General features: G+C 57.3%; 14 protein-coding genes. 5 read left to right on the forward strand and 9 right to left on the reverse strand.

The genetic code is table 11. From position 1 onward, the window contains the following. The first annotated feature begins 104 nt into the window (after positions 1-104). Positions 105-812: a dihydromonapterin reductase gene (gene folM / locus DIT71_RS05555; protein ID WP_114612204.1), complete on the forward strand. Its 708-nt coding sequence runs from the start codon at positions 105-107 to the stop codon at positions 810-812. A gap of 24 nt (positions 813-836) precedes the next feature. Here folM and DIT71_RS05560 read toward each other — a convergent pair whose 3' ends face one another. Continuing rightward, on the reverse strand, positions 837-1,295 hold the full coding sequence (locus DIT71_RS05560) for a DUF4864 domain-containing protein (RefSeq protein WP_114612354.1): 459 nt from the start codon (positions 1,293-1,295) through the stop codon (positions 837-839). A 298-nt stretch (positions 1,296-1,593) separates the two neighbouring features. Here DIT71_RS05560 and DIT71_RS05565 point away from each other — a divergent pair, with 298 nt between their 5' ends. Beyond that, on the forward strand, positions 1,594-1,884 hold the full coding sequence (locus tag DIT71_RS05565; RefSeq protein WP_114612205.1) for a DUF6482 family protein: 291 nt from the start codon (positions 1,594-1,596) through the stop codon (positions 1,882-1,884). A gap of 34 nt (positions 1,885-1,918) precedes the next feature. On the opposite strand, the gene DIT71_RS05570 is transcribed toward DIT71_RS05565, so the two are convergent. Together DIT71_RS05570 and DIT71_RS05575 are read right to left on the reverse strand one after the other, a co-directional pair. After that, entirely contained in the window at positions 1,919-2,707 is a 789-nt protein-coding gene (locus DIT71_RS05570) for an SDR family NAD(P)-dependent oxidoreductase (RefSeq protein ID WP_114612206.1), read from the reverse strand. A 34-nt stretch (positions 2,708-2,741) separates the two neighbouring features. Further along, positions 2,742-4,535: an ABCB family ABC transporter ATP-binding protein/permease gene (locus DIT71_RS05575; RefSeq protein WP_114612207.1), complete on the reverse strand. Its 1,794-nt coding sequence runs from the start codon at positions 4,533-4,535 to the stop codon at positions 2,742-2,744. A 151-nt stretch (positions 4,536-4,686) separates the two neighbouring features. On the opposite strand from DIT71_RS05575, the gene DIT71_RS05580 reads away from it, so the two are divergent. Next, positions 4,687-6,432, forward strand: coding sequence for an ABC transporter transmembrane domain-containing protein (locus DIT71_RS05580; RefSeq protein WP_114612355.1), 1,746 nt, complete (start codon positions 4,687-4,689; stop codon positions 6,430-6,432). Positions 6,433-6,512: 80 nt separating this feature from the next. Then, the gene (gene gabT / locus DIT71_RS05585; RefSeq protein WP_114612208.1) at positions 6,513-7,787 is read left to right on the forward strand and encodes a 4-aminobutyrate--2-oxoglutarate transaminase; all 1,275 of its coding nucleotides are present in this window, start codon (positions 6,513-6,515) and stop codon (positions 7,785-7,787) included. A gap of 98 nt (positions 7,788-7,885) precedes the next feature. Here the strand turns inward: gabT and DIT71_RS05590 are convergent, their stop codons facing one another. Continuing rightward, positions 7,886-8,626 carry a ParA family protein gene (locus DIT71_RS05590; protein ID WP_114612209.1) on the reverse strand — a complete coding sequence of 247 codons (741 nt, stop codon included), beginning with the start codon at positions 8,624-8,626 and terminating at the stop codon, positions 7,886-7,888. A 231-nt stretch (positions 8,627-8,857) separates the two neighbouring features. Between DIT71_RS05590 and DIT71_RS05595 the strand changes: the two genes are divergently transcribed. Beyond that, a complete protein-coding gene (locus tag DIT71_RS05595; RefSeq protein ID WP_114612210.1) occupies positions 8,858-9,625 on the forward strand; it encodes a VC0807 family protein in 768 nt (255 codons plus the stop codon). Between the two features lie 119 nt (positions 9,626-9,744). Here the strand turns inward: DIT71_RS05595 and gyrB are convergent, their stop codons facing one another. The 5 genes from gyrB to dnaA all read right to left on the reverse strand — a co-directional run bounded on the left by gyrB (position 9,745) and on the right by dnaA (position 17,404). Then, positions 9,745-12,159, reverse strand: a complete 2,415-nt coding sequence (gene gyrB, locus DIT71_RS05600; RefSeq protein ID WP_114612211.1) for a DNA topoisomerase (ATP-hydrolyzing) subunit B — start codon at positions 12,157-12,159, stop codon at positions 9,745-9,747. An 80-nt stretch (positions 12,160-12,239) separates the two neighbouring features. Further along, entirely contained in the window at positions 12,240-13,370 is a 1,131-nt protein-coding gene (recF, locus tag DIT71_RS05605; RefSeq protein WP_114612212.1) for a DNA replication/repair protein RecF, read from the reverse strand. Positions 13,371-13,472: 102 nt separating this feature from the next. Next, entirely contained in the window at positions 13,473-14,744 is a 1,272-nt protein-coding gene (locus DIT71_RS05610; RefSeq protein WP_114612213.1) for an ABC1 kinase family protein, read from the reverse strand. Positions 14,745-14,793: 49 nt separating this feature from the next. Then, positions 14,794-15,897 (reverse strand): DNA polymerase III subunit beta, encoded by a 1,104-nt coding sequence (dnaN, locus tag DIT71_RS05615; RefSeq protein WP_114612214.1) that lies wholly within the window; start codon positions 15,895-15,897, stop codon positions 14,794-14,796. A 58-nt stretch (positions 15,898-15,955) separates the two neighbouring features. Further along, positions 15,956-17,404 carry a chromosomal replication initiator protein DnaA gene (gene dnaA / locus DIT71_RS05620; protein WP_114612215.1) on the reverse strand — a complete coding sequence of 483 codons (1,449 nt, stop codon included), beginning with the start codon at positions 17,402-17,404 and terminating at the stop codon, positions 15,956-15,958. Positions 17,405-17,575 lie beyond the last annotated feature (171 nt).

The following is a 17,575-nucleotide window of genomic DNA, read 5'->3' on the forward strand; positions in this document are numbered from 1 at the left end:
TTGCACGTGTGCCGCCGCTGCCGATGACCCGCGCGGGCAGCGGCAGCGTATTGCCAGTGTCCCGTCCGCCAGGAGGGAACCAGCTTCGATGAAAGGAGAACGTCATGAACTCACCCATTCTGATTACCGGTGCCGGCCAGCGCATCGGTCTGGCTTTTGCAAAAGCCTGCCTCGAGCAGGGGCAGCCGGTTATCGCCAGCTACCGCAGCTATCGCCCGGCCGTGGACGCGTTACAGAAAGCCGGTGCCACCTGCATTCACGCGGATTTTGCCAACAATGAAGGTGTCGATGAATTTATCGAGGCGCTCAGGAAAAAAACCGATGACCTGAGGGCGATCATCCACAACGCCTCGGACTGGCTGCCGGAAAGCGATGACTCCGAGCCGGCGGACGTGATGAACGCGATGATGCAGATTCACGCCATGACCCCCTACCGGATCAATCTGGCGTGTCGTAGTCTGCTGGAGAACGGCGACTCACCGGCTGACATTGTTCATATGACGGATTACGTGGTGGAGAAGGGCAGCGCCAAACATATTGCCTATGCCGCCAGTAAGGCTGCCATGGCCAATCTGACCCTGTCTTTCTCACGATTGCTGGCACCGCGGGTGAAGGTCAACAGTGTTGCGCCGTCGCTGATCATGTTCAACCCGGGGGACAGTGGCGACTATCGGGAGAAAGCGCTGAAAAAATCGTTGCTGGCAATCGAACCCGGGGAGTCGGTGGCGGTAAAAACCATCCAGTTTATACTCGACAATCCCTATATCACCGGCCGGACCCTTTCCCTGGACGGCGGCCGCCACCTGGCGTAACCGCCTCGGAACCCTCTATCCGCCTCAGATACCGAGCTCGGCAGGCTCCAGGCGGACGCCCGCTATCTTCCAGGCGCCGTCCGTCATCACCATGCGGTAATAGGCATCCCAGCGTTTGCCCTCGGGGCCCTGAAGTTTCACCACCTGGATTTCAAAGCTGCCGTGGGGCACGCGTTCGGTAAACTCGATGGCGGTGGCGCTGTGCACGGCAGGGTAGGCTTCACGAACCATATCAATGAACACCTGGGAGGATCCGAAGCGGCGCTTGATACCCTCGGAAGCGTAGGCCCAGGCCTGTTCCTGGTCGTCATTGGCAAACGCTTCGATCTGGCGGAGTATGGTATCGCGGATTTCTTCATCCTTATCGCCAGCCAGTGGCTGGGAGGACCAGAGCACGAACAGCGCCATAGCAGCCAAAAGAATCGCGGTGACCCTTTTCCTGGTGGTACCCAAAATTCCGGTGCTTACACTGTTCTGGCCCATGGCAACGCCCTCGATCTGATCATATTTTAAACAATACGAACGGCCGCGAGTAGTAGATTCCTGCTCAGCGCCGAGCACTGTGTTTTTCCGGCCAGATCATTTTCATCAACGCTTGCCGGTTTGCATCTGGGAACAGGATGGCCTTGTACATGTATGCATCGGGGAATGGCCTGATTCCGGAGGGTGTGGAGATATCGGATCAATTCAAGCCTGCTCATATCTGTCCGTTTATTGACCTGTTTGAACACTGGTTGCGTAGACTTGAATACGAACACAACAGAAGACAGAGAGATTTCCAATGCATATGACCACCGGCGAGCTGAAATCCCACAAACACGACACCATTTCCCTGCTGGAGATCGTTTCCATGGAGGGGCGCTACTACATGGCCCGCTTCTATCTCGACGACCAGGGCTATGTGCTGACCGATTCCCACGACAAGGTGGTGATGTTTACCGGCGCCAGCGCCGTCAAGGAATTTTTCCATGACTATCACGTGGACAACACCGAGGTGCTTCCGCCGACCGGGACCGATGAAATGATAGGGATGCCCGACAGCGGCTCCGAAACCATGAAGGTGCCGCTGTAGCCCCTTGCGGTTTTAACGGGAAGACCCTGCCCCGTTAACTGCCGGCGAACGACAGCGAATCCACCAGATCCCGGCCGTTATACACCGCTCCCTGAAAGTCGCTTTCGGGCGTCTGCTGGCTGAGGGTGAACGCCAGAGCGCTGGCTGCCTGCTCGGCTGTCAGGCACTCGCCGTTATCAAGCCTGTCCCTGAGCCACTGGGCATGTGGCAGCCCCAGCCCGGCGGCCTTGTCGACATGGTGCCTGATGCCCGGGGTGTCAACCAGACCCGGCTGGAACAGACTGATCACCGGCCCCTGCGGCATTGTCCCGAATTCCACAGACAGCTGTTGTACCAGCCTCCTCAGGGCCATTTTGCTGACTCCGTAGCTGCCAGTGCCCGGCTGTGCCTGGGTATCCATGCCCGCACCGATCATCACGATTCTGGCGGCCGGATCATGCCCCGTCAGCACTGGCAACAACGACTGGGTCAGCAGCATCGGCGCGGAGACGTTGACCGCAAGGGCTTCCTGGAAATCAATCAGATCCAGGCTGGCGAAATCCGCGGCTGGCTCGCCAACACCGGCGCAGTAGACGAAAGCCGAAAGTTGGTCGACCGCGTTGCGCACCTGATTTGCCAGATTACGGGTACTGGTGGGGTCGGAAAAATCCGCAATCAGGGTGATCACCTTGCACTGGGGCGAATGCTTGCTGACTTCACCGGCAACGTCTTCCAGTTTTGACACCGTTCGACCGGACAGAATGAGATCATGGCCCTGATTTGACAGCTCCAGCGCCAGTGCCCTTCCGATGCCGGAGCCGGCACCCGTTATCAACGTCCACATAAGACTGCTCCCGTTAACAAAAAAACCGGCGACATCACTCGTCACCACGTCGATGTTGCTGTGCCCACAGGTGAGCGTAGTGGCCATCAAGCGCCAGCAATTCGGTGTGATGGCCACTTTCGACAATGCGTCCCCCGTCCATCACCAGAATGGTGTCGGCATCCCGGGTCGTGGACAGGCGATGGGCGATAACCAGCGAGGTGCGCTGGCGGCTGACTTCCTTTAACGCCCCCAGAATTGCCTGTTCGGACAGGGAATCCAGGGACGAGGTTGCCTCATCCAGAATCAGCACCGGTGGGTTCTTGAGGATTACCCGGGCTATCGCTACCCGCTGTTTCTCGCCCCCGGAAAGTTTCAGGCCGCGCTCGCCGACCTGGGTCTGGTACCCATCCGGCAGGCTGTGGATAAAGTCCTCCAGGTGCGCCATGCGAGCGGCCCGGTAAACCTCCTCCTCGGTAGCCTCGGGCCGGCCATAGGCGAGGTTGCGGTACAGGGTGTCGTTGAACAGCACCGTATCCTGGGGCACCACGCCAATGGCAGCGCGCAGGCTGTCCTGGGTGACCGTGCGAATATCCTGCCCATCAATGGTAATGCTGCCCTGATCCACATCGTAGAAGCGGAACAGCAGGCGGGCGAGGGTAGACTTGCCCGCCCCGCTGGCGCCCACGACTGCCACCGTGTGCCCGGCGGGGATGGCGAAACTGACGTCCCGCAGGATCTGGCGATCCTGCCGATAGGCAAAGTGCACATGGTCGAAACAGACCTCACCCTTGCTCACCACCAGGGCTTTGGCATCGGGCGCATCCTCAATCCCCGGCTCGTCCCCCAGCAATCCGAACAACCGCTCTACATTCACCAGGGCCTGGCGGATTTCCCGGTACACAAACCCCAGGGCGTTCAACGGAATGAACAGCTGCAGCAGGTAGGCGTTGATCATGGTGAAATCACCCAGGGTAATCTCGCCAATCGCCGCTTCCCGCACCGCCATGGCCATGATGACAATCATCGCCAGGCCGATGATCAGGGCCTGGCCTGAGTTCAGGGCCGCCAGCGACAACCGGTTCTTCAGCCGGGCCTGCTCCCAGTCGTCCAGGTTCTGGTCGTACATCCGCGCTTCGAAACGCTCGTTGTTGAAATACTTCACCGTCTCGTAGTTCAGCAGACTGTCCACCGCCCGGGAATTGGACTGGTTGTCCCGGGAATTCGCTTCCCGTACGAACCTGGTGCGCCACTCGGTCACCTTGATGGAAAACACCACGTACACCACCACGGCCACCAGGATCGCCAGCACGTAACCGACGTTGAACACCACGAAAAGAATGCCGGCCACCAACAGGATTTCCAGCAGCGTGGGCACGATGTTGAACAGGGTGAACCGCAGCAGGAAGCTGATGCCGTTGGTACCCCGCTCGATATCCCGCGCCAGGCCACCGGTCTTGCGGTCCAGATGAAACGCCAGCTCGCGGTTGTGCAGATGCTCGAAAACCCGCAGCGATACCCGCCGCATGGCTCTTTCCGCTACCCTGGCAAACACCGCGTCCCGCAGTTCGCTGAACAGGGTGCTGCCAAAACGCAGCAGGCCGTAGGCAACGACCAGCAGCACCGGAATCCATAGCAGCACCTCGCCACCGCGGTTCTGGTCCAGGTAATCGACGATGTACTTCAGGGCTACCGGTGTCGCGACCGTGGCCAGTTTGGAAATAACCAGAAAGGCCAATGCCAGAACGACACGGCCACGGAATTCCGCCAGATAGGGCCAGAGACCGGAAATCACTTTCCAGTTGGGTTTGTGATCCGCGGGATAATCGTTGTCGGCGTAGGCTCTCACTGTCGAGAATAACTCCTGGGTTGGGGGCCACCCATGTGTGCTCTGCCCGGATGTATGATAGGTCTCATCATCGGCTATCAGCGTATGGTTGCCAGAGTTTACAGCACCGCCAATCAGGAGGCACATCATCAACACCCGTCACCGCAAGGCTCTGAAGCTGGTTGTCGATTTCATCAGTCCTTACCGTAGGGCCGTCGCCGGTGCCCTTGTGGCTCTGGTATTTACGGCCGGGATCACACTTGGACTTGGGCAGGGCCTGAGAATTCTGGTCGATCAGGGTCTGGCAACGCAGTCGCCGGCCATGCTGTCGCGGGCGGTGGGGCTGTTTTTTGTGCTGGTTCTCGGGCTGGCGATCGGTTCCTTTGCCCGCTTCTACCTGGTGTCCTGGATTGGCGAGAGGGTGGTCGCCGATATTCGCAAGCAGGTGTTCAACCACCTGATTGACCTTCACCCCGGCTTCTATGAGAAAAACCGCAGCCTGGAGATTCAGTCCCGCTTTACCGCGGACACCACCGTGCTGCAGTCGGTGATCGGTTCCACCGTGTCCATTGCCCTGCGCAATACGCTGATGCTGGTGGGCGGGCTGGTACTGCTGTTCGTGACCAACGCCAAGCTGGCCAGCATTATCATCCTGGGCTTTCCACTGGTGATCATTCCGATCCTGGTCTACGGGCGTCGTGTCAGACAACTTTCCAGGTTGAGCCAGGACCGGGTGGCGGAGGTGGGCAGTTATGTAGGCGAGAACCTCACCCAGATTAAAACCGTGCAGGCGTTCAATCACCAGCCCCACGACCGCCGTTTCTTTGCCGGGGTGGCGGAAAACGCGTTCGATATTGCGCGGATCCGGATTCGTCAGCGGGCCTGGCTGACCACCATCGCCATCACCCTGGTGATGGGCGCCATTGGCGTGGTGATCTGGATTGGGGGGCTGGATGTGATTTCCGGGCGCACCAGTCCCGGCGAACTGGCGGCGTTTGTGTTCTACAGTCTGCTGGTCGGGCTTGCGGCCGGCGCCATCAGCGAGGTCATCGGGGAGTTGCAGCGGGCCGCCGGGGCCGCCGCGCGCATTTTCGAGTTACTGCAGACCCCCAGTGAAATCCGCATGGAAGCTGTGGCCACGCAAACTCTGCCAGAGGCGATTCGTGGCGATATCGAGATCAGCAACCTGAGCTTTTCCTACCCCTCGCGGCCGGACATCAAGGTCCTCAAAGATCTTTCACTGACCATTCATGCCGGCGAAACCGTGGCGCTGGTCGGGCCTTCCGGAGCTGGCAAGTCCACACTGTTTGATCTGCTGCTGAGGTTCTACGACCCGGACACCGGGCAGATTCTGATCGACGGGACCGACAGCCGCCAGGTGGCGCTGGAGGCGCTGCGCGAATGCTTTGCCCTGGTGCCCCAGAACCCCGCCCTGTTCCATGGCACCATTGCCGACAACATTCGCTATGCGCGCCCCGAGGCCAGTGACGAAGCGATGATGGAAGCGGCCCGCATTGCCCATGCCGACGAATTCATCCGCCGACTGCCCCAGGGTTACCAGACGCCCCTGGGTGACACGGGGTTGGGGCTGTCCGGGGGGCAGAAACAAAGGCTGGCAATTGCCCGGGCTTTGCTCGCGGATGCGCCTATACTGTTATTGGACGAGGCCACCAGCGCTCTGGATGCGGAGAGCGAGCACCTGATACAGCAGGCAATGCCGGGGCTGATGTCTGACCGCACCACGCTGGTAATTGCACACCGTCTGGCGACCGTGAGGCACGCCGATCGTATTATTGTACTGGAGGCCGGCATTCTCCAGGATATTGGTACTCACGACGACCTGGTTGCACGGAATCCGCTGTACCGGCGGTTGGCGGAACTCCAGTTCCGGGAAGACAACCCGGACGGGAATACGTAGAAACATCAGCGCCGGGTTCTCAAACCGGGCCGTCATTTCGTGTATGCTTACAGGACGAAACCGAATTCGAGGAGAGCAAAGTGACGAATAAAGAATTGCAGGCACTTAAAGAACGTTATGTCGCGGCCGGTGCGGCCAGTCCCAATGAGCAGTTTGCCGACCACGCGACCAATGCCGAACTCTGGGATGCCGATGGCAAGCGGATGATCGACTTCGCCGGCGGCATCGGTGTACTGAATATCGGCCATCGTCACCCGAAAGTGGTCGAGGCGGTGAAAGCGCAGCTGGACAAGCTGATGCACACCTGCCAGACAGTCATGCCCTATGAGGGCTATGTGAAGCTCGCTGAGAAGCTCAGTGGCATCGTACCGGTGCGGGGGCATGCCAAGGTCATGCTGGCCAACAGTGGTGCTGAGGCGCTCGAGAACGCCGTCAAGATCGCCCGTGCCGCTACCGGCCGCAGCAACGTGATCTGTTTTGATGGCGGCTATCATGGCCGTACCCTCTACACCATGGCCATGAACGGCAAGGCAGCTCCCTACCAGACGGACTTCGGCCCGATGCCGGGTACCGTTTTCCGTGCGCCTTATCCGGTGCCGTATCACGGTGTTACCGAAGACGAAGCCATTCGCGGCCTGAAGATGACCATGAAAGCGGACTCCCCTGGCAAGGACACCGCGGCCATCGTAATCGAGGCCGTGCTGGGCGAGGGCGGTTTCTATGCGGCATCGCCAAGCTTCCTCAAGGCCATTCGCGAAATCTGTGACGAGCACGGCATCCTGATGATCGTTGACGAAGTCCAGAGCGGTTTCGGCCGTACCGGCAAAATGTTTGCCATTGAGCACAGCGGTGTTGAGCCGGACATGATGACCATGGCCAAAAGCATGGCCGATGGCATGCCCATCTCTGCCATTGTGGGTACCGACAAGCACATGGATGCCTCCGGCCCCAACTCCCTGGGTGGTACCTACACCGGCAGCCCGACCGCCTGTGCCGCAGCCCTGGCGGTTCTGGAGGTGTTTGAAGACGAGGATATCCTGGGCAAGAGCCAGCGCCTGGGTGACACCCTGCGCAAGCGCTTTGACCAGTGGCAGGAGCAGTTCCCCCATGTGGACAACGTGCGCAACCTGGGTCCCATGGCTGCCATTGAGCTGGTGACTGACAAGACCAGCAAGGAACCAAGAGCGGATTTCGCGGCGGCAGTGACCAAGAAAGCCAAGGAAAACGGCCTGATCCTGCTCAGCTGCGGCATGTATGGCAACACCATTCGCTTCCTGATGCCGGTGACCATCGAGGACAATGTTCTCGAGGAAGGCCTTGCTATCGTCGAGCAGGCGTTGCAAGAGCTCGGCTAGGACGAAGCTTGCGGGCAGGGCCAGTGATTGGCCTGCCGGCGCCAACAAAAACGCTGGTCAGTTTTAAGCTGACCAGCGTTTTTTTATGCCCAGACGGATTAAAGCAGTTTGCGGATTTCCTTCCATAATCGGCGGTAGGCGCCGGCAGCGGCCGACGCGTGGTCAATCAACTCGACCGGCTGACCCCTTTCCCCCATTTTCTCGACAACGCTGGCATTGGGAACAATGGCATTCAGCCCCCCTTCAAGATGCTGTTTGCGATTGATCACCATGTCCCTGTGCAGGTTCTTGCGTCGGTCCACCATGGAAAAGAAGGGGTGCAGGCGGCCGGGCTTGAGCTTCTTGTCTTTGGCGAACGCCTGGAGCTGGTGCCAGCTGTTGAGCGCGAGCCAGGTGGGCACCACCGGCACAAACACCCCGTCAGCCGTTTTCAGCACCTGTTCGGACAGCCGTGACATGGACGGCGGGCAGTCCAGCACCACCAGACTGGTTTCCTCCGACAGGGGTGCCAGCCAGTTCTTGAGGGTGTTGTTGCTGTCATCCTTGTCCAGCCGCACGTCAAGGTTACGGAAGCTGTTGTGGGCGGGTATGAAGTCCAGGTTGGGGTAGCCACTGTCGCGGATGAATTTACCGATCGGGGTTTTGCCGTCCATCAGTGCGGCCAGTTTACGGCCCTTGATGTCGTCAGTTCCGGCCAGGTACCAGCTCGCAGCCCCCTGTGGGTCCAGGTCCCATAACAGGGTGCGGATTCCGGCCTGGCTGGCCAGATAGGCAATATTCACAGCCGCCGCGGTTTTACCGACACCGCCTTTGAGACTGTAAAACGCAATGATCTTCATGCTCCCTCCTGAAGCCCTGGCAAAATACCGGCTGCCAGCTTAACCGATCCCGGTTTGGCAAGTGTTGCAGTTAGATGACAGCTAACCTCAACCGACAATAAACCGGAAATGGCTTCCGGACCAGTCCCACGTGCCTTCGGTTACTGAGGGTTTCATCGTATACTGGTTCACGACTTTTTCGGTATGCTGATTAATCACCGATACCACTTCCCCGAACCATCAGGCTGATCTATGACTCCCCCGGAAGCTCAATCAAGACCGACGCACAAGCCCAGGCCATGGGTAGACCTGCTCGTCAGTATCATTATCCCCTCCGTCATTCTGATGAAGCTCAGCGGTGACGAATACCTGGGAAATGTAATGGCCCTGGTCATCGGGCTGGCATTCCCTCTGGGTTGGGGCCTGTTCGAGTTGGTGCGCTACCGCAAGTACAACTTTATTGCGGTGCTTGGGGTGATCAGTGTGGGCCTTACCGGTGGCATCGGGCTGCTGGCGCTGGACGCCGGCTGGCTTGCCATCAAGGAAGCGGCCGTTCCAGCGGTGATTGGCATTGCCGTTCTTCTATCCACCAGAACCCGGTATCCGCTGGTTAAGACACTGCTGTACAACCCCACGGTACTGGATGTGGACAAAATCCAGGCGGTTCTGAAGGAGCGGGGAAGCGAAGCCGAGTTTGAGGAGCGGCTACTCAAGGCCAGCTACTTCTTCAGCCTGACGTTCCTGTTCTCCTCCATCATGAATTTCGTGCTGGCCAAATGGATTGTCACCAGTCCCTCCGGCACCCAGGCCTTCAACGAGGAACTGGGGCGAATGACCCTGGTGAGTTATCCAATGATAGCCATCCCCTCAATGATCATGATGATCGCCATCTTCTACTATTTGTGGCGCTCAATTCGCCGGCTCACCGGTTATACCCTGGAAGAGGTTATGGCACCGCATCTGGCAGCCCAGCAGGAACGCAAGTCGTCAGACACCCCCTCCGGGGGCCAGGACCAGTAACAGCCTGGCGGAAGCGCACCAGGTTATTGAATTATAATGAAAAAGGCGACCATCTGGTCGCCTTTTTCATATCTGGCTGAATACCCGGGACACGCCTTCAGATCGGCCCGGTGACAGCATCAGATATCCAGGTTAGTTACCTGCAGGGCGTTGTTCTGGATGAACAACCGCCGCGGCTCCACATCGTCGCCCATCAATGTCGTGAAGATCTGGTCGGCTGCGAAGGCATCCTCGATCGTCACTTTCATCATGCGACGTGTTTCCGGGTCCATGGTGGTTTCCCAGAGCTGGTCCGGGTTCATCTCACCCAGTCCCTTATAGCGCTGGATGTTCAGCCCACGCTGGGCTTCCTTCATCAACCAGTCTAGGGCTCCGGCGAAGGACAGTATGGTCTGCTTGCGCTCACCGCGCTGGATATAGGCACCTTCTTCCACCAGGCCGTCGAGGGTTTCGCCCATGCGGGCAATGGCGCGGTACGAGGAAGACTCAAAGAATTCATGGCTGAAAACGTGGTTATGGGGAATGCCATGCACGTAAATCACCACCTTCGGCAGGTACAGGTTACGTTCCGTATCCTTTTCCACCGAGAAGGTGTACTTGGTGCCTGTGCGGGTATCCAGCTGCAGGCCATCACCAAGGCGGGCCACCCAGCGCGCCACGGATTCCTCTTCTTTGAGATCTTCCGGCTTGAGGGTCACGTTATCCAGCATCTGCTGAAGAACCTTGGCAGGATAGGCCCGGGACAGGCGATCGATCATCGCCATCACCGACTGGTAATCCTTGACCATGGTTTCCAGTGCGGAATCCTTGATGGCCGGAGCTTCCGGGTTTACGTAGAGCTGGGCACCCTCCAGGGCTGTCTGGGTCAGGTACGCTTCCTTGGCTTTTTCATCCTTCAGGTACTGTTCCTGTTTGCCGCGCTTGACCTTGTAAAGCGGCGGCATGGCGATGAACACATGGCCGCGCTCGATAATTTCCCGCATCTGGCGAAACAGGAAAGTCAGCAGTAGGGTACGGATGTGAGAGCCATCCACGTCCGCGTCGGTCATGATAATGAGGGAATGGTAACGGAGTTTTTCCGGATTGAATTCCTCGCGGCCAATGCCACAACCCAGGGCCGTGATCAGCGTGCCGACTTCCACGGACGACAGCATCTTGTCAAAGCGGGCTTTCTCCACGTTCAGGATTTTACCCTTGAGTGGCAGAATGGCCTGGGTTTTACGGTCACGACCCTGCTTGGCGCTGCCGCCGGCCGAGTCACCCTCCACAATGAACAGTTCGGAAAGAGCGGGGTCCTTTTCCTGGCAGTCTGCCAGTTTGCCCGGCAGGCCAGCGATGTCCAGGGCGCCCTTGCGGCGGGTCATGTCCCTTGCCTTGCGGGCCGCCTCACGAGCGCGGGCAGCGTCGATCATCTTGTTAACGATCAGCCTTGCTTCGTTGGGCTGCTCCTGCAGGAAACTGGCGAATGACTGGTACAGCTCCTGCTCGACCGCCGTTTTCACCTCGGAAGAAACCAGTTTGTCCTTGGTCTGTGAGGAGAACTTGGGGTCGGGCACTTTCACGCTGATGATAGCGGTCAGGCCTTCCCGGGCGTCGTCGCCGGAAGTGCTGACCTTTGCTTTCTTGCCCAGGCCTTCATGCTCGATGTAGTTATTCAGTGACCGGGTCAGGGCGGCGCGGAAGCCTGCCAGATGGGTACCGCCATCCCGCTGGGGGATATTGTTGGTAAACGTGTAGATGTTTTCCTGGAAAGCATCGTTCCACTGCATCGCGACTTCCACCACGATGCCGTCTTCCCGCTCCTTGATGAAGTGAAATACCCGGTTGATGGGTGTTTTGTTGGAATTCAGGTGTTCAACAAAGGCCCGCAGCCCACCCTCATACTCGAACACTTCCTCTTTGCCGGAGCGCTCGTCCTGGAGGCGGATGCGTACACCGCTGTTCAGGAACGCCAGTTCCCGCAACCGCTTGGCAAGAATGTCCCAATGAAATTCGATACTGGTGAATGTTTCCGGGGAAGGAATGAAATGAACCTTGGTACCGCTGGCATCGGTATCACCGACAATTCCCAGCGGTGCCTTTGGTACACCACCATTGTAGACCTGCTCATACACCTTGCCATCACGACGAATGGTCAGGGTAAGGGAAGAGGACAGGGCGTTCACCACGGAGACACCGACACCGTGCAGGCCGCCGGAAACCTTATAGCTATTGTCATCAAACTTACCACCGGCATGAAGAACCGTCATGATGACTTCGGCAGCGGAGACACCCTCTTCCTCGTGAAGATCCACCGGTATACCCCGGCCGTTGTCCTTTACGGTAACCGACTCGTCCGCGTGAATGATCACGCCGATTTCAGAACAGTGCCCGGCGAGCGCCTCATCAATAGAGTTATCCACCAACTCAAAGACCATGTGGTGCAGGCCGGTGCCGTCATCGGTATCACCAATGTACATGCCGGGCCGTTTCCGCACCGCGTCCAGTCCTTTCAATACCTTGATACTGGAGGAATTGTAAATCGATTCGCTCATTAGACACTCCTGAAGGGGGTAATTTCCCGGCCTGATACCATTGCCTCTGCGGGAGAGGAATCAAGATGGTTCATCCGCGACTAAATCTGTTCTTCCGTCAATTTTCCATGTTCCACGTGGAACAATCTGTAGTCCGGCAGGGTGTTCTGCCAAAGTTCTGTGGGTCGGGGAGGCTCGATCGAGGTCAGAAAAACCTGACACCGTAATTCATGGAGCTTCTGCGCAAGCATGGCCCGATGTCCCACATCCAGTTCTGCATTGATATCGTCCAGCAGAAAGGTGACCTGTTTACCGAGATCACTCAGCACCATGCCCTGAGCAATCTTCATCAATATGACGAGTGTTTTCTGTTGACCCCGGGAAAACGTTTCGGACACCGGGCGTCCCTGGAACCGCAGCCTTATATCGGCGCGATTCGGACCATACAGTGTATGGCCCATCTTCTGTTCCTGTTCCCTATGGATTTTCAGCACATCAAACAGTGATTGCGAGGAATCCCAGCCCGCATAAAAATCGAGCCTGAGCCCGTCTACCCAGGGCGCCTCAATCTCGCCCAGCAGACTATCAAAGGCGGCCGTGAACAGTCCGAAGGTCTCTTTACGTGCTCTCGTCAGACGCTCTGCCAACTCGGTGTACTGAGAGTCCCACACCTTCATCAGAGCGTCGTCTATTCTACCAGTTCTGAGGATTTGATTCCGCTGTGATGTGACTCTTTGGCACTGTTGCCACACTGAAGCGAAAGAAGGTTCCACGTGGAACACTGCCCAGTCCAGAAACTGGCGCCGTTTACCGGGGCTGCCCGCCACAATATCAAACACCCCGGGATCGATAACGGACACGGGAAGGTGTTGCGCCAACGATGACAGGTTGCGGACCGCCTCGCCATCAACCCGCAATATGGTTTCTTTCGCTGCCACATCACGGGAAATTCCCACCCGGTGGCGGAGTTCACCAGGCATAGAAGAAGGAGCCGCGGACATTCCCTCATCCAGCCCACCAAACACCGTCAGTTTTTTCTCGCCGTGACTGACAACCGCCTGGTGGCGGCTGACGCGAAACGATCGACCCAGGCCGAGGTATCCAATCGCTTCCAATACGCTGGTTTTACCGCTTCCATTTTCACCATATAAGAGATTCATGGAGGGAGTGAAACTGACCGGCCCGTGCCCAAGGTTGCGGAAATTTTCCGTTTGAAGTTTAACGAGCGCCATAAGTCACGATAAGTTGACAGCCTTGGGAGACGGGAACAAAAAAGGCAGCGTGCCCAATCAGCGACGCTGCCCCAGTGTACAAAACCCTGTGGATGAACGCGATCAGTGCAGCATGTTCAGCCGCTCGTCCATGAAGACGTCCATCTCGGGTGCGAGTATGTGAACGTAGCGGTCAAAGTACAGAAACTGTTTCAGCAACAATGCGAACTCCCGTGGGAAATGAAGCCCGTGACTTTCACCAATCCGCACCATATCCATCAGGATATTATTGACGTCATCCTCCGCCTGTTCCGGTTGGTACGGCACCTCGTCCGGCACCATCGTATCCATCTGCTGGTACAGGCGGCGAAGGTCATTCGCCAGTTCGCTGGCCTCAACCTTCTGATGGGTGATACCGATACGGATCATCGCATCCGCCATGCCATCAAAGTTGCCGACCATTACCGCGGATATGAAATCGCTGACCGCCTGCCAGGTATCCGGACGGATTCGTCCGACAATACCGAAATCGATGAATCCGACGCGACCGTCCTTGAGCACCATCAGGTTGCCCGCGTGAACGTCGGCGTGGAAAAATTCGCACTGGGTCAAGCTGGAAAACCAGGTATTCATGGCGGTAATCAGGGTTCGCTCCGGGTCCCGTGCGTAACCACGAATGCTCTCCAGATCCGTAAGCGGAACCCCGTGGAATCGTTCCATGGTAAGAATCCGTCGGGTACTGCAGCTTTCATACACCAGTGGCACCGTGGCGTCTTCATTGTGAGTGTTCAACAGAAACTCACGGAATACCTTGAGATTATTGGCTTCCTTTATGAAGTCGCACTCTTCCATCATGGTGCGCTGGATTTCCTCAACGATTCCGGACAACGATGTCCAGGACAGTTTGGGAGCCAGGACTTCCAGAATTCTCGCGGACAGATACAAAAAGTTCAGGTCCGTGAGCAGAATATTTTCCACTCCGGGTTTCTGCACCTTGATCACCACATCCTCTCCGGTAACCAGCTTTGCAGCGTGAACCTGTGCAATGGAGGCGGACGCCAGGGCCACCGGATCAATGTCGGAATAGACTTCCTCGATGGGGCGACCGAGCTCATCCCTGATAATCTTCCTGATCACGCCGAAGGGGAGGTTGGGCGTCCGGTCCAGACAATACTGAAACTCCTCCACGTATTCCTTCGGAAAGAAGGTCGGGGAACTGGCAATGAACTGGCCGAGCTTGATATAGGTGGCTCCCAGAGATTCAAAGGTCTGCCTGAGCAGGCGCGGTGCCGGCGGACGGTCGCCACGAACCCAGTTGGTGCCAGCGCGCCCCAGTACAGACAACGTCTGGCCGATTCGAAAGGCACCCTTGAGACTGTTCGTTACCCTTCCCATTCTGTTTCCATCCTTCGTTTCAATTCGATGTGGACGTTGCCGTTCAGGTTCAAAGCCGCATGGGCATTACAACATAAAGGCAGCGGTTGTCATTGGGGGCTTCTATCAGTGCACTACTGTTAGGATTGGCAAGGGTAATCTTCACCTGCTCCTCCTCCAGCGCATTCATGACATCCACCAGATAGCCCACGTTAAACCCGATCTGCAGTGATTCCCCCTGGTACTCCACGGGCAATGCATCCTCGGCCTGCTCCTGATCCGGGTTGTTGGCAAACACCTGCAGCTCATTCGGCGCCAGGTTCAGGCGAACGCCCCGGATATTTTCATGGGACAGGATACCGGCGCGCTGCAACGTGTTTTTAAGCGTGGCCCTGTCCGCCAGTACAATCTTGTCACCACCGCGGGGAATCACCCGGTTGTAGTCCGGGAACTTGCCCTCTATGAGCTTGGAGGTGAAAGTGTAGGAACCGACCGTAGCACGCAGGTGGTTATCGCCGATCACCAGGGTCACCGGCGTTTCCACGTCATCCAGCAGCCGTGACAACTCGAGCACACCCTTGCGGGGGACAATCACCTGACGGGGCTCGGCACATCCGGTTGGCAGGTCGAAATGCGCCATGGCAAGACGATGGCCGTCGGTGGCGACGGTGCGGACATGATCCTTGTCCACTTCCAGCAGCAGGCCGTTGAGATAATAACGGACATCCTGTTGCGCCATGGCAAAGGCCGTTGCATCGAACATGCGGCTGAGTTCTTTCTGGGGAAGCTCAAGCCGGAAGCTTTCTGCCTCGTCCTCTACGTTCGGAAAATGCTCAGCAGGCAGGGTCGACAGCGTGAAATGGCTCGCGCCACACCGCAAATGCAGGCGATCACCTTCCAGTGCCAACTCGATTGGCGCCTGGTCGCCGAGCGCCCGGCAGATATCGGACAGCTTCCTGGCCGGTACGGTGATCCGCCCCGGCTGATCAACGTGGACCGGTGAGACGCGGCCTACCAGCTCCACTTCCATGTTGGTCCCGGTCAGGGTCAGGGTATTGTCTTCCGCTACCAGCAATACGTTGGACAGTACCGGCATTGTCTGTTTTCGCTCTACCACCCCGGCAATGGATTGCAGCGGGGTAAGCAGGGATTCTCGGCTGATCGTCAGTTTCATGGCACTCAGCATTCTTTTATTGGAAGGTGAATGTTTATTGGTTTTTCACAGAACCCGCTCAGGTTGTGAGCAACCGCATAAAGTTCTGATAATCCTCGCGGATACCCGGATCTGTTTCCCGAAGCTCCACAATCTTCTTACAGGCATGCAGCACCGTGGTGTGATCCCGGCCACCAAACGCATCGCCGATTTCCGGCAGACTGTGATTGGTCAGTTCCTTGGCAAGAGACATGGCAACCTGCCTTGGCCGCGTGATCGTGCGGGTGCGTCGCTTTGACAGCAGATCAGACACCTTGATCTTGTAGTACTCCGCCACTGTGCGCTGGATATTGTCGATACTGACCTGCTTTTCATGCAGCGCCAGCAGGTCCTTGAGACTTTCCCGAATAAACGGCGGGGTAATTTCCGAACCCGTAAAGTGAGCATTCGCTATCACCAAACGCAGCGCCCCTTCCAGCTCTCGCACATTAGAACGGATTTTCTGGGCAATAAAAAAGGCGGCCTCACTACTGAGTTTCACATTTACCTGTTCAGCCTTTTTCATCAGGATCGCAACCCGGGTTTCCAGCTCCGGTGGCTCAACCATGACTTGCAGCCCCCAGCCAAACCGTGACTTGAGCCGCTCTTCCATGTCCACAATTTCTTTCGGGAACCGGTCACAGGTAACAATAACCTGCTGACCGCCTTCCAGCAGCGCGTTGAAGGTATGAAAGAACTCTTCCTGGGAGCGTTCCTTGCGGGCAAAAAACTGGATGTCATCGATTAACAGGGCGTCTACCGACCGGTAATACCGTTTAAATTCGTTAATGGCGTTCAACTGCAGCGCCTTGACCATATCCGCAACAAAACGTTCAGAGCGCAGATACGCCACCTTTGCTCTTGGATTGCGACGGACAATATCGTTGCCGATGGCATGCATCAGGTGGGTTTTACCAAGACCCACCCCACCATAAAGAAACAACGGGTTGTAGGCACCACCGGGGTTTTCCGCGACCTGCATCGAGGCTGCCCTGGCGAGCTGGTTGGATTTACCCTCCACAAAGGTATCAAAGGTAAAGCCCTCGTTCAGAAAGCTCTGATGCTTGATATCCCCGTCCACCTGAACAGCGCGCCGACTATCGGTGTTTCCGGGCTTCGCCCGGCGCGGGTTTGCCGTCGCCGCAATACCCTTTTCCTCCTCCGTCACCGCACTGGCATTTTCCTGCTCGGACGCCGCTCCGTTAGCCGCCGTTTCTGATCGAATCACCAGATCCGCGGTTTTGGGCGCGGAACCCACTTTCATGTTCACCAGCGGGGCCTGGCCACCGTGAAGGTCTTTCAGTACTTCTTCAATTCGTCTGAGGTATTTCTCGTTCACCCAGTCCATCACGAAGCGATTGGGCGCAAACAGCATCAGCCGTCCCTCGCGGTGATCGGACTGCAAGGGCCTCAGCCAGGTGTTGAATTGCTGGGCGGGAAACTCGTCCCGGAGTACTTCCAGACACTGATGCCAGATATTGTTCGGCACGACAGTCTTGCCTCCGATGCCTCAGAAATGTCTCGTAACGGATCTCCATGACCCGACGAAAGAGATGACCAAGGATTCTAACCTGAGCACCCTCCAAGTGAAAGGGTCTAAAGCATTTAATAAACAGGCTGTGGAAATTTATATTCTTTTTTTTCAATTTGTTACAGACTT

The sequence above is a fragment of the Marinobacter vulgaris genome (genome assembly GCF_003344045.1).
GTDB classification, from domain to species: domain Bacteria; phylum Pseudomonadota; class Gammaproteobacteria; order Pseudomonadales; family Oleiphilaceae; genus Marinobacter; species Marinobacter vulgaris.